Genomic DNA, 11,751 nt, shown 5'->3' with positions numbered 1-11,751 from the left:
GAGCCACCATGACCGAGACCGTGAACGCCGTCCGCGAGGTGCTGGTCGAGGCACTCGAGCTGCCGAGGCGGCCCGAAGACCTCGCCGTGGACACCGCGCTGTTCGGATCGCTGCCCGAGCTCGATTCCTTCGGCGTGGTCGCGCTCGTCGCCTCCATCGAGGGACGTTTCGACATCACCATCGACGACGACGAGTTCGGGGCCGACATCTTCGAGACGGTCGGTTCGCTCGCCGACTTCGTCGATTCGAAGCTCGCGTCGGCCTGATTCTCGAGCAGGCGCGATCGTGCTACCACCGGACGAGGGTCAGCTCGCTGTACAGGTAGTCGACCGTGTCCGCGTCGAGCCGGTCGCCGCGGTACATCTTCGGTCGCGGGCGGGCGAGATCGACGCCCGGTCCGCGGGGCGTGAACCGCAGCACGCGTCGCTCGGCCAGGGTGGCCGCCAGTCCATGGCGGGTGAGCAGATGCGAGCCGAGCTGGGGCCAGGCGGCCTCGAGGCATCCCGCGTCGCCGCCGACGTACAGCGGCGACGCGAACAGCGGCAGGCGCTTGCGGCGGTCCCGACGGAACATGAGGTAGCCGTGGCCGCCATCGTGCTCGACGAGGAGGTGCTGGGCGGCGGCCGCCCGCCGGTGGTCGCGATAGACCTCGGCGTCGCGGCCGTCGAGGGTCGCGGCGAGCGCATCCGGCGATTCGGTGACGCGGATGCCGCGGCGCGGGACCCGCGGCAGGTTGGCGACCAGTCGCGTGGCGGTGTCGAGGTGCCGGAACCCGAGGCGTTCGTTCAACGCAATGACGGCACCGCTCGGCGAGAGGTCGGTGAACTCGAAGCCCCGCTGCGCGAGAAGGGAGCGCACGAGGCGGAGCCCGTGCGCGCGGTACCCCTCGAGCACGCAGAACGCCGCGAGGTTGCAGACCGGGATCCGCTCGCCGCCGAACTCGCGTTCGGAGTACACGGCCGCGTACACGCCGACGATCTCCTCGCCGTCGAGGAGCAGGAACCCGTGGTTCGGGCCTCGATTGCTCCACGGCGGGGCGACGACGCCGGCCCACGCGGCGGCGGAGACCCGCCGATTGAGGTGATGGTGCAGGAACCGACTCACCGCCGTCACGTCGGCGGCGAGGATCGGGCGCACGGTGACGGCCGGGCCTGCCATGGGGCCAGCATATTTCAGGATCGGAGCCGGGCATGCCGAGCGTCGTGATCGCCGCGCACAACGAGGAGCGCGTGATCGGCCGGTGCCTCGAGGCGCTGCAGGGTCAGACCCTGGCCGAGCCCGTCTCGATCGTGGTGAGCGCGAACGGGTGCACGGACCGGACCGCGGTCGCCGCGGCCCGCCCGGGCGTCACGGTGATCGATCGCCAGGAACCGGGCAAGGCGGGGGCGCTCAACGCCGGCGACCGGGTCGCGATCGGGTACCCCAGGATCTACCTCGATGCCGACATCGTGATGCCGCCCGGCGGGCTGACCGCGATCATGGACCGCTTCGGGGACGCGTCCCACCCCCTGGCGGTCGTCCCTGCGCGGCGCCTCGCGGTGGCGGGGCGCCCGTGGCCGGTCCGGGCGTACGCGTCGATCAACGAGCGGCTCCCGGCGTTCCGGACGGGGCTGTTCGGCCGCGGCATGATCGCGTTGTCGGAGGAGGGCCGGGCCAGGTTCGACGACTTCCCCGACCAGACGGCCGACGACCTGTTCCTCGATTCGCTCTTCTCGGACGCGGAGCGGGCCGTGTCGGGCGACGTGGTCGTGAGCGTCGAGGCACCCTATACGACGGGCGATCTCGTGCGTCGGTTGGTGCGCGTACGCCGGGGGAACGCGGCCATGCGCTCGACGGCGGCGTCGGCCGCCGGCCCCGCCGCGGTGCGCAGGGCCGACCGTTGGGCGTGGCTCCGCGACGTCGTCGTGCCTGAGCCGCGCCTCGCCCCCGCGGCGGTCGCCTACGTGGTCCTCACGGTGACGGCGGCGCTCCTCGCACGGCGCCCGGCGGGCGCGGCCGAATGGGGACGTGATGAGAGCACCCGCACCCACGCGGCGTACGAGACCGATAGGGGTGCGATGCGATGATCCACCTCTGCTTCCACGGCATCGGGATCCCGGTCGCCGAGCGCGAGCCCGGCGAGTCGCGGTACTGGGTGACGGAGGACGCGTTCCTCCGCATCCTCGACGCCGTCGGTGCGCATCCGCAGGTACGGCTGAGCTTCGACGACGGCAACCGCTCCGACGTCGCGGTCGCGCTCCCGGCGCTGCAGGAGCGAGGGCTCCGCGCGACGTTCTTCGCGCTCGCCGGGCGGCTCGACGATCCGGCGAGCCTCGGCGCAGCGGACCTCCGCGAGCTGCACGACGCCGGCATGGGACTCGGCAGCCACGGGTGGGCGCACATCCCGTGGCGCGGCCTCGACACGGCCACGACGCATCGCGAGCTCGTCGACGCCCGTGCGGTGCTCGGCGATGCCGGCGGCGGTGCGATCGACGAGGTCGCGCTCCCGCTCGGCCGCTACGATCGCCGGCTCCTCGGGGAGCTGCGGCGCGCCGGCTACCGGACCGTGTACACGAGCGACCGGTTCCCCGCGCGCCCCTCGGCCTGGCTGCAGGCGCGCTACAGCGTCACCGCGGACGACACGCCGACGTCGGTCCGATCGATCCTCGCCCGGCCAGACCGCGTGCAGCAGGCGCGTAACCGGCTCGCGAGCGTCGCGAAGCGGCTCCGATGAGTGCGCTCCGGTGGTCAGCCCGCCCGTTCGCCCACTGCGCTGAGCTCGTCGGGAGCGGTGGCCCCGGTGTCGTCGAGCGGCGCGTCGGTCGACGCCCTCCTGCGCCGGCGATGCTCGAGCAGGACGACGAGGGCGAAGGTCGCCCCGGCGCCCAGGGCCGCCGCTCCCGCCACGGCGCGGATCCGGCTGCCGCCGACGTGCTCGATCACGGCGGAGTCCGGCAGGACGGTCGAGGTGATGTCGTTGATCGGGTCGACCCCCTGCGCCCGCTGGAGCTCCTCGAGCTCGTCGGCGATACGCCCGACGAGCTCCTCCTGCTTCGCGCGCACGCTCTCGGCGTCGGGGCCGACGACCTCGACGACGAGCACCTGGCTCGAGAAGTTCGACGCCCATTGTCCGCCGGTGTCGGGCAGGCGGATCGACCAGCCGTCGCGGACGCCGGTGCCGATGAGCATCGAGTCGGGTCCGGCGAACTTCGTCACGCGGCCGGGGCCGGTGATCGCCTTCGAGACGACGCCCGCAGTGACGATGAGATCGGCCGAGGTCGTGCGCAGCGAGTTCGGGTTGAGTTCGCTCGACGGGGCGAGGAAGACCACCTCGGTGCGCGTGTGGTAGACGCCGTCGTCGGTGGTCGCCAGGTATCCGAGCGCGACGACCGCGATCACGCCGGCGAGCGCGATCGGCCACCGGCGCAGCGTGGCGCGGATGAGATCCCACAACGTCACTGGTCGTACCCGGCGCATCTCCTCATGCGGGAGGCGGAGCCGCCTCGACGCTTCCGGCGACGGCTCGCTCGTCGTGAGCGGGCCCAGACACAGTCTAGACTCCGGTCCCGCACGCGGTGCCGGCACTAGAATCAGGCCATGTTGCTGTCGGACATCCTCCGCGCGATGGGGCGCCGCTGGTACGTCCTGCTCGCGGGGCTCCTCGTGACCGCCGGTCTCGGGGTCGCGGCAACGGTCGTGAGCCCGCCCGAGTACTCGGCCCGGGGCCTCGTCCTGCTGCTTCCTCCTGCGGAGGTCGTGGGGCCCGGCGGCAACCCGTTCCTCGAGCTCAGCGGGCTCGGGCTCCCGGCATCGATCCTCGTGGCGTACTTCCAGAGCGAGGTCGTGCAGCAACAGGTGGAGGAGATCTCGCCCGACGCCGAGTTCGAGGTGCTCATCGAGGAGTCGACGCGCGGCCCGCTGCTCGCGATCGAGGTCACCGACACGACGCCGGAGGGCACGCTCGACACGCTCAACTTCCTCGCCGATCAGATTCCCGAGAATCTCAAGCGCCTGCAGGTCGAGGTCGCCGCTCCGGAGAAGTCGCTCGTGACGTCCATGCCGCTGACGATCGACACCGAGGCCGAGGAGGACACGACGGCCGGCTACCGGTTGATGTTCCTCGCGGTGGGCGCTGGACTGCTCGGCACCGTCTTCCTGACCTACGGCGTCGATCGACTCATGCTCCGGCGGCGAACGCGCAAGGCCGAGAAGGCCGCGCAAGATGCGCATGCGAGCGGCGACGAGGATGCCGCGGACGAGGCCGCACCCGCCGAGGACGATCCTGACGGGGGATCCGTCGACGAGGCGGCATCGGACGACGCGGAGGCGGACGGCAGGGACGCCGGCGCCGACCGGAAGACCGACGCCGACCGGGGGACCGACGACGATCCGGGCGATCCCGATCCCGATCCCGATCCCGATCCCGATCCCGACCCCGACCCCGACGAGACGACGGACGTCCCCTTGTTCGTCGCAGCCGACGAGGAACACGGTCGGTGAACTCCCTCGCCGGCATCGAACGCCGTTCACCGGCGAGGCCCGATGCCGTCGCGTGGCTCAGCGTCTACGTGCTGCTGCTGTTCTTCATCCCCTCCAAGCTCGTCGTCGGCCCGCTCGGCAGCGCAGGTGCGCCGTCCATGCTGTTCGGCCTCGCGAGTCTCCTGGTGTGGTTCCTCACGCGCTCCATGCTGACCCGCGGCGCCCCCGCCGAGCCGCGGCCGGTGCGGATCGCCCTGTGCGCCTTCATCTTCAGCGTCGGGGTCACGTACGTGATCGCCATGGCGAGCCCGATCTCGGCGGACGAGATCAGCCCCGCCGATGTCGCGTTGCTGGCGGTCGCGTCGTGGTCGGGGACGCTGCTGCTCGCCCACGACGGCATCAGCGACCGCGCCCACCTCGATCGGCTCGTCTGGGTCCTGGCGGTCTGCGGCGGACTGCTCGCCGCCCTCGGGATCGTGCAGGTCCTCACCGGTCAGGCCTGGGTGGATCGCATCGCGATCCCGGGGCTGACGGTGACCGAGCAGCCGGGCCTCTTCCATCGCGGGGCCTTCCCTCGGCCGTCGGGCACGGCGACCCATCCGATCGAGTACGGAGTGCTCGTGTCGATGCTGCTGCCGCTCGCGCTGCATGTCGCGTTCCGGCACGTGGAGCGCGGCCGTGTCCGGTGGCTTCCGGCTCTGGCGCTGGCCGCGGTCGTGCCGCTCACCTCGTCGCGATCCGCGTACGTGGGGGCGATCGTCGGGGTCGCGATCTGCATGTTCGCCTGGCCGCGACGACGGCGGTTGCAGGTGGGGGCGCTCGCGCTCGTCGGGCTCGCCGCGATGTCGGTCGTCACGCCGAACCTGCTCGATTCGATCGTCAACCTGTTCACGGGGGCAGCGGAGGATCCGAGCATCAGTTCGCGGACAGGGAGCTTCGACATCGCGCTCCAGTTCATCTCCAAGCAGCCGTTCTTCGGCCGCGGACTTGGGACGTTCCTGCCGAAGTACCGGATCTTCGACAACCAGTACCTCGGACTGCTCGTCACGATCGGCATCGTCGGGCTGCTGGCCTTCCTCGCGATCGGCGTCGCGGCCGTCGCCGTGCTGCTCCGCGTCCGGCGGGCGGCGGCCGACGAACGGACGAGCGACCTCGCCGTCTCGCTCATCGCGTCGATCGGCGTGGGGTTCATCAGCCTCTCGTTCTTCGACGCGTTCGCATTCCCGATGACGATGGGCGCCCTGTTCCTGCTGCTCGGCGTGGGCGGGGCGCTGGGCCGGATCGAGGGCGCGCGCGCCGGTCCTCTTGGAGTCGGTGGATGATCCCCCGGACGGGTGTCGCGCCGCCGCGGCCGGCTCGGCTAGCCTCGATCCAGCGCCCCCGAGGCGCTGCTGCGGTACGCGCACGGCGCGCGGATCGGGGGTCGTGGTGAGGGTGAGCAGGCCCGCGCGGGCGGTCGGCGCGGAACCGCATGTCGAGGTGGTCGTGCCCTGCTACAACTACGGCCGGTACCTCCGCGAGTGCGTCGGGAGCGTCCTGGCCCAGCCGGGGGTCCGTACGACGGTGACCATCGTCGACGACGCCTCGACCGACGACTCGGCGGACATCGCCGAGCGGATCGCCGAGGAGCACGCCGAGGTGCGTCTGATCCGGAACGAGAGGAACCTCGGCCACATCCGGACGTACAACGTGGGCCTTCGGCGAGCCGACTCCGACTACGTCGTGCTGCTGTCGGCCGATGACCTGCTCGCGCCCGGTGCGCTCGCACGCGCCACAGCCCTCATGGAGACGCGGCCCTCCGTCGGCCTCGTGTTCGGCCATGCGCAGAAGTTCGCCACCGAACCGGTCGATCGTACGGCGATGCCCGCCGTCACCTGGACGACATGGCGGGGCGACGAGTGGATCCGCCTCCAGCTGTCCCGCGGCTGGAACAACATCTCCTCACCCGAGGCGGTCGTCCGCACGAGCGTGCAGCACGAGGTCGGGTACTACACCCCCGAGCTGCCGCACACGGGCGACGTCGAGATGTGGCTGCGCATCGCGGCGATCGCGGACGTCGGCCACATCAACGGCATCGATCAGGCCTACTACCGGCGCCACGCCGAGAACCTCTCGAATCGCTTCGCGGGCTACCAGGACATCGAGGAGCGTTGGCGCACCTACGACGGCTTCCTTTCGCAGTGGTCGAGGGCGGATGACGCGGCGCGACTGCGCCCGGTCGCGCGTCGGCGGCTCGCCGACGAGGCGCTCCAGGACCTCCTGCGGGATCTGGACCGCTCCGGGGTCCCGGCCGAGCGGGTCGATTCGATACTCGAGCTCGCGCGCCGCATCGACCCCGACGTGGATCGGCGCGGCCGGTGGGCCGACGTGCAGGCGCGGCGCACGGGCGGCCGGCCGCGCGGCGTCGCGGCACTCGGACGCTCCACCGGCCGCGGGCTCGCCGAGCTCGTCCGATGGCACCGCTGGCGCCGGTTCCGCTATCTCGGCTGACCCCGAGCAGCCGAGGGTGCCGCCTCGGCCGGGACCTGGCGGATCCCGAGCGCGCGCCGCATCCCACGCTGGCTCGTGTCGACCAGCACGAGCGGCAGTTCGCGCAGCGCCGGCGACCCGATGCGGGCGAGGAGCCGTCCCGACCGGGTCAGCGGTCCGACCCAGTCGATGGGCTCGTCGAGTCCGTCGAGGTGCGGCCTCGCGGCCTCGACGTACGGGGTGAGGTCGAGATGCACCTGCTCCCACCACGTGGCGAGCCGTCGGCCGGGACCGCCCCGTCCCGCCTCGGGGCGGTTCCACGGCTTGCGACCCATCGCGTGCACGAGTGCGGGGAGCCGGTCTCGCGCGGCCCAGCGCTCTGCGACGGTGAACCCCGACGGGCCGAAGCACTGCGCGATGTCGACGCCGCGGCGGAGCTGCACGAGCGGAACGTCGGCGTGGGTGCGCGAGCCGAGCAGTCCGCCGAGCACCTCCTGATCACCGAGGTAGGCGATCGGGCGACGCGGGATCGGGGCGTCCTGCGCCGCCGTGTAGGCGGGGCTCGCGAGCACCCGGGCCCATGCCTCGAGGAGGGGGCGGTGCACCGACGACACCCGCAGCACGCCCGAGTTGAGCGAGCGCGGCAGTACGCGGCCGACGTCGAGGCCGAGCGTCGTGGTCCTGGCGGGCGAGCCCTGGTGGTACCCCCAGAAGTACTCCTCGGCGGCGATGAGCACCTCGGGTGCGTGAGGGGCGAGCAGGGCGCGGATGTCGCGCGTCGCGACGATGTCGGTGTCGAACCAGAGCACCGGATCGGCGCCCGTGTCGAGCAGGTGCAGCAGCACCGTCGGCTTCACGTCCCAGCCGGTCGCGTGCAGGGTTCGCGGCGGTTCGACGAGCGTCACGCCGTTCGCGGACGCCCACGCACGAAAGGTCTCGCCGGCACCGGGCACGATCGCGCGGACGTCGAGTCCCGGGCTCGTCGATCGGAGGCTGAGCGCGGCCAGCTTGAGGCCGGTCAGGCCGTCGGGGCGGTCATCGTAGAGGACGACCACCGGCGGCCGCGCGGAACCACTCGTCGACGAGGTCGCTCGTGTCGGTTCCACACCCCCACGCTAGAGCACCGTCGATGCGGCGGGGCGGCCTCCGATGCCCCGCATTCTGGGGCGGACCGGCCCCCGGAGGCGTCGGTAGGATGGGCCTCGTGTCGACCGACATCGTCGCCGTCGTCGTGACGTACAACAGCGAGCAGCACGTCTCCGAGTTGCTCGACAGCCTCCCTGCGGCGTTCGGCTCGACGCCCCATGCGGTCGTGGTCGTCGACAACGGCTCGACCGACGGCACGGTCGGGCTCCTCGAGCAGCGGTCCGACTGCACGGTCGTGCGGTCGACGAACGACGGCTACGCGGCGGGCATCAACCGGGCCGTCCGAGCCGCTCCCGACGAGGGGGCGATCCTCATCCTCAACCCCGATGCGACCCTCGACCCCGAGTCGGCGCCTCGAATGCTCTCGGTGCTGCGCAAGCCCGGCGTCGGCATCGTCGCACCGCGAGTCCGGGAGTCCGACGGCAGCCTCTCCCGGACGATCCGCCGGGCGCCGACGCTCGGCCGTGTCGGCGGGTTGAGCTTCACCGGCCTCCCCTCTTTCGCCGAGCGGGTCGAGGACGCCCAGGAGTACGACGACGAGCACGTCGTCGATTGGGCGGTCGGGGCGATCCTGCTCGTCGACCGGTCGTGCTACGACGCGCTCGGCGGACTCGACGAGACGTACTTCCTCTACTCCGAGGAGACCGACTTCTGCCTGCGTGCGCGGGCGAAGGGCTGGTCGACGGTCTACACACCCGACGCCGGCGCCGTGCACATCGGCGGCGGTTCGGGCGAGAGCGTCGCGACGCACACGATGAAGGCCGTGAACCGTGTGCGCGTCTACGGGCGGCACGCCGGGCCGGCCCGGGCGTGGCTGTATTTCGGCATGACCATCGCGATCGAGGTGCGGCGGGCCATCCGCTGGCATGGCGCCTCGTGGCCGACCGTGCGTGCCCTGCTGCGGCCGGCGGAACGGCCGGCCGCGCTCGGAGCGAGCGACACGCTGCTGCCGCGATGAACGACGACAGGGGCGGGGCTCGCCGGAGGCTGCTGATGATCGCACCGACGTGCGACGGCGACGACGTCGGCGAGGCCTGGCTCGCGCATCAGTGGGCGTCGCTGCTGTCGGAGCAGTCGGAGCTCACGCTCGTGACCAGCCACAAGCGCGACCACCGTCCCGCGTCGCAGCAGCTCGACGGGGTGCGCGTCGTCGAGTGGCCGGAACCGCCGGTCGTCGGCCGGTTCGAACGCTTCAACAGCCTCCTCCAGCCCGGCTACGCGCGCTTCTACACCCACGCACGACGGTGGATCCGGTCCCGACTCGCCGAGGGCGAGCGGTGGGACGTCGCGCATCAGGTGATTCCGGCGGCCATGCGGTACCCCTCTCCGGCCGCGGCGCTCGGCATCCCGCTCGTGGTCGGGCCGATCGGCGGCAGCCTCGCGTCGCCACCCGGGTTCGTCGTGGAGGAGGGCGCCGCTCCGTGGTACCAGCGGCTGCGGAGGCTCGACGCCGTCCGTCTGCGCCACGACCCTCTCCTGCGCAGGACGTTCGAGTCCGCCGACTGCGTCGTCGGGATCGCCCCCTACGTCGAGGAGCTGCTCGAAGGGGTCTCGGTGCGTCGGTTCGAGTGCATGGGCGACGTGGCGCTCCACGCGGTGCCGCCGCCCGTCGACCGCGCCGGACGCACCGGGCCCGTGCGACTCCTGCACGTCGGGCGGATCGTGCGCACGAAGGGCCTCCGAGACGTCATCCGCGCCATGCACGCGCTCGACGATCTCGACATCGTGCTCGACGTCCTCGGCGAGGGCGGTGATCGCGCGGCGTGCGAGGCGCTCATCGGCGAGTACGGTCTGACCGATCGCGTCGTCATGCACGGGCGTGTGTCGCGGAACGCGGTCGACGAGTTCTACGCGCGCGCCGATGTGTTCGTGTTCCCGAGCTATCGCGAGCCGGGTGGCAGTGTCGTGCTCGAGGCGATGTCGTGGGGCCTGCCGCTCATCGTCTGCGACCGCGGCGGACCGGCGAGCAGCGCCGACGGCGACTGCGCGCTGATGCTGCCCGCGCGCTCGCCGGAGCAGCTCGCGGCGGACTGCGCGACCGCGGTGCGCACGCTCGTCGAAGATCGCGCCCTGCGCCTGCGCATGGGCGCCGCGGCGCGCGAGCGCGCCGCGCGCGAGCATCTGTGGAGCCGCCGCGTCGAGCGGATGACGGGGCTCTACGACGAGCTCAGTTCCCCGATCCCTCGCATCGGATAGCCGCCCCGCGAACCGGCTGACCGGCTGCGTCGAGCTCCGCGGCGTACGCCTGCCACGCGGAGAGCACCGAGCAGTCCACGTCGACGGGGGCGAACGACCAGTCGTCGAGCACGAACAGCCCGCGCACCGAGCCCGGCGTGCCGTTGCGGAACGAGTAGCCGCCCCCGCTCACGACGAGTCCGTCGATCTCGACCGAGGTGTTGCCCTGGCCGCTCGGGTAGAAGAACGGCGCCGTGCCGGAGCATCCACCGGTCTCCTCCATGACGATCGTCGTCTTCTTCACGACGAGCGGTGGACCGTCGTAGCCCTGGATGCCGTCGCCGTGCCAGTCGCCGCACACCTTCGGCGGGGTGATGTGGATGAAGCTGTGCTCGACGGTGACCGGACCGCAGCCCACGCTCAGGCCGCCGGCGCGCAGACCCTCGGGAACGCCATCGACGAGCGAGTCGCGGATCGTGTACCCGCCAGGGCCGACGACGGCGAAGGCTTCGCTCCCGCTGGAGGTGAACCTCGAGTCCTCGATCACGAGGCCGTCCTTGCAGACGTCGCCGTCGTCGACGACGACCCTGGAGTCGATCGCATCGATCCGTCGCAGCGTCACGTCCGGTGCGTCGACATGGAGGATGCCGTCGGTGATCCGCAGGTCCTCGACGACGGTCCCGGCCTCGCGGATCCACAGGTCGCCGGCGACCTCGCGCTCCGGCTCCCAGCCCTCGGGGAGCCCGACCGAGTCGCGCGTCGGGAAGCCGTCGGGCGGCGGCGCCGGAGGTGGTGTCGACGCCGTCGGACGCGGCGGCGATGCGCCGGCGTCGACGAGGTAGTCGACGTCGACCCAGTACCGGGTGCCTCGCCAGGAGTCGTCCGGGAACGATCCGCCTCCGTCGTAGCTGTACACGCCGGAGTCGCGCGGGTCGACGGTGAGCGCGTCGGTCGTGGAGACGGCGGCGGGGTCGGCGGCCGAGGCGTAGCGACCGCCCTCGGGCACGCCGTACGACACGACGTACGTCCGCCCGGGTTCGAGCCGGACCGGCCGTTCGAGCGATGCGCGCTGCCACCCCGACCGGGACTCGTCCGAGAACGTCGCTGTCGCCAGCCGTTCGCCGGCACCGGTCCACAACGTGCCGACGTGCTCTCCCGTCACCCCCGGGAGCTTGTAGTACCGGATCCCGGTCACCTGACCGGGGACGGACGGCGTGAACCGGGTGCCGAGTTCGACGGCGTTCCGGTCGTCTCCGAGCGTCGCACCCGCGGGTTTCGCGTCGCCCCAGATCGTCACGGGCGTGGGTTCGGGCGCGCACGCTGCGAGCACTGCCAGTGCGGCGACGGTCAGGGCCGCCGCCACCATTGCGCGGGGCCCGCGGTACTGTGCAGTGCTCGATCCTCGTCGCATCCCGGCTTCCCTGGGAGTTCGGCAGGCGGGCCGAGCCCTCGGCGATCCGGGCAGGTCTCCACAACCCAGCCTGCACGTCGAACGCTACCAGA

Annotated in this window: 12 protein-coding genes; 8 read left to right on the top strand and 4 right to left on the bottom strand. The window is 72.1% G+C overall.

Features of this window, described 5'->3' with window-relative positions:
• Positions 1–8: 8 nt before the first annotated feature.
• Positions 9–266: an acyl carrier protein gene (locus ACFVTX_RS05185; RefSeq protein WP_386898488.1), complete on the top strand. Its 258-nt coding sequence runs from the start codon at positions 9–11 to the stop codon at positions 264–266.
• A 22-nt stretch (positions 267–288) separates the two neighbouring features.
• Here ACFVTX_RS05185 and ACFVTX_RS05180 read toward each other — a convergent pair whose 3' ends face one another.
• Positions 289–1,158, bottom strand: a complete 870-nt coding sequence (locus ACFVTX_RS05180; protein WP_386898487.1) for a hypothetical protein — start codon at positions 1,156–1,158, stop codon at positions 289–291.
• A 32-nt stretch (positions 1,159–1,190) separates the two neighbouring features.
• On the opposite strand from ACFVTX_RS05180, the gene ACFVTX_RS05175 reads away from it, so the two are divergent.
• Together ACFVTX_RS05175 and ACFVTX_RS05170 are read left to right on the top strand one after the other, a co-directional pair.
• Positions 1,191–2,066, top strand: coding sequence for a glycosyltransferase (locus ACFVTX_RS05175; RefSeq protein WP_386898486.1), 876 nt, complete (start codon positions 1,191–1,193; stop codon positions 2,064–2,066).
• Positions 2,063–2,713: a polysaccharide deacetylase family protein gene (locus ACFVTX_RS05170; protein WP_386898485.1), complete on the top strand. Its 651-nt coding sequence runs from the start codon at positions 2,063–2,065 to the stop codon at positions 2,711–2,713. Before ACFVTX_RS05175 ends, ACFVTX_RS05170 begins: the two co-directional genes overlap by 4 nt.
• A 14-nt stretch (positions 2,714–2,727) precedes the next feature.
• On the opposite strand, the gene ACFVTX_RS05165 is transcribed toward ACFVTX_RS05170, so the two are convergent.
• The gene (locus tag ACFVTX_RS05165; RefSeq protein WP_386898484.1) at positions 2,728–3,438 is read right to left on the bottom strand and encodes a hypothetical protein; all 711 of its coding nucleotides are present in this window, start codon (positions 3,436–3,438) and stop codon (positions 2,728–2,730) included.
• Positions 3,439–3,576: 138 nt separating this feature from the next.
• Here ACFVTX_RS05165 and ACFVTX_RS05160 point away from each other — a divergent pair, with 138 nt between their 5' ends.
• The 3 genes from ACFVTX_RS05160 to ACFVTX_RS05150 all read left to right on the top strand — a co-directional run bounded on the left by ACFVTX_RS05160 (position 3,577) and on the right by ACFVTX_RS05150 (position 6,948).
• Positions 3,577–4,479, top strand: coding sequence for a hypothetical protein (locus tag ACFVTX_RS05160; RefSeq protein ID WP_386898483.1), 903 nt, complete (start codon positions 3,577–3,579; stop codon positions 4,477–4,479).
• On the top strand, positions 4,476–5,780 hold the full coding sequence (locus ACFVTX_RS05155; RefSeq protein ID WP_386898482.1) for an O-antigen ligase family protein: 1,305 nt from the start codon (positions 4,476–4,478) through the stop codon (positions 5,778–5,780). The genes ACFVTX_RS05160 and ACFVTX_RS05155 overlap by 4 nt, the downstream gene beginning before the upstream one ends.
• A gap of 157 nt (positions 5,781–5,937) precedes the next feature.
• Positions 5,938–6,948 (top strand): glycosyltransferase family A protein, encoded by a 1,011-nt coding sequence (locus ACFVTX_RS05150; protein WP_386898481.1) that lies wholly within the window; start codon positions 5,938–5,940, stop codon positions 6,946–6,948.
• On the opposite strand, the gene ACFVTX_RS05145 is transcribed toward ACFVTX_RS05150, so the two are convergent.
• The gene (locus tag ACFVTX_RS05145; RefSeq protein ID WP_386898480.1) at positions 6,936–8,033 is read right to left on the bottom strand and encodes a hypothetical protein; all 1,098 of its coding nucleotides are present in this window, start codon (positions 8,031–8,033) and stop codon (positions 6,936–6,938) included. The genes ACFVTX_RS05150 and ACFVTX_RS05145 overlap by 13 nt on opposite strands.
• Positions 8,034–8,131: 98 nt before the next feature.
• Between ACFVTX_RS05145 and ACFVTX_RS05140 the strand changes: the two genes are divergently transcribed.
• Together ACFVTX_RS05140 and ACFVTX_RS05135 are read left to right on the top strand one after the other, a co-directional pair.
• Positions 8,132–9,031, top strand: a complete 900-nt coding sequence (locus ACFVTX_RS05140) for a glycosyltransferase family 2 protein (RefSeq protein ID WP_386898479.1) — start codon at positions 8,132–8,134, stop codon at positions 9,029–9,031.
• A gap of 35 nt (positions 9,032–9,066) precedes the next feature.
• Complete coding sequence (locus tag ACFVTX_RS05135; RefSeq protein WP_386898478.1) at positions 9,067–10,269, top strand: glycosyltransferase; 1,203 nt, start codon at positions 9,067–9,069, stop codon at positions 10,267–10,269.
• Here ACFVTX_RS05135 and ACFVTX_RS05130 read toward each other — a convergent pair.
• Positions 10,241–11,545 carry a DUF4082 domain-containing protein gene (locus ACFVTX_RS05130; RefSeq protein WP_386898477.1) on the bottom strand — a complete coding sequence of 435 codons (1,305 nt, stop codon included), beginning with the start codon at positions 11,543–11,545 and terminating at the stop codon, positions 10,241–10,243. The genes ACFVTX_RS05135 and ACFVTX_RS05130 overlap by 29 nt on opposite strands.
• Positions 11,546–11,751: the final 206 nt, after the last annotated feature.

The sequence above is a fragment of the Agromyces sp. NPDC058136 genome (assembly GCF_042884375.1).
Taxonomy (GTDB): Bacteria; Actinomycetota; Actinomycetes; order Actinomycetales; family Microbacteriaceae; genus Agromyces.
The sequence above is the reverse complement of the archived record's forward strand: the minus strand, read 5'-3'. Positions and strand labels throughout refer to the sequence as shown.

Excerpts from the sequence above, each read along its gene's own strand:
- ACFVTX_RS05160 (WP_386898483.1), top strand. The coding sequence starts at position 3,577 with ATGTTGCTGTCGGACATCCTCCGCGCGATGGGGCGCCGCTGGTACGTC.
- ACFVTX_RS05185 (WP_386898488.1), top strand. The coding sequence starts at position 9 with ATGACCGAGACCGTGAACGCCGTCCGCGAGGTGCTGGTCGAGGCACTC.
- ACFVTX_RS05170 (WP_386898485.1), top strand. The coding sequence starts at position 2,063 with ATGATCCACCTCTGCTTCCACGGCATCGGGATCCCGGTCGCCGAGCGC.
- ACFVTX_RS05135 (WP_386898478.1), top strand. The coding sequence starts at position 9,067 with ATGATCGCACCGACGTGCGACGGCGACGACGTCGGCGAGGCCTGGCTC.
- ACFVTX_RS05175 (WP_386898486.1), top strand. The coding sequence starts at position 1,191 with ATGCCGAGCGTCGTGATCGCCGCGCACAACGAGGAGCGCGTGATCGGC.
- ACFVTX_RS05180 (WP_386898487.1), bottom strand. The coding sequence starts at position 1,158 with ATGGCAGGCCCGGCCGTCACCGTGCGCCCGATCCTCGCCGCCGACGTG.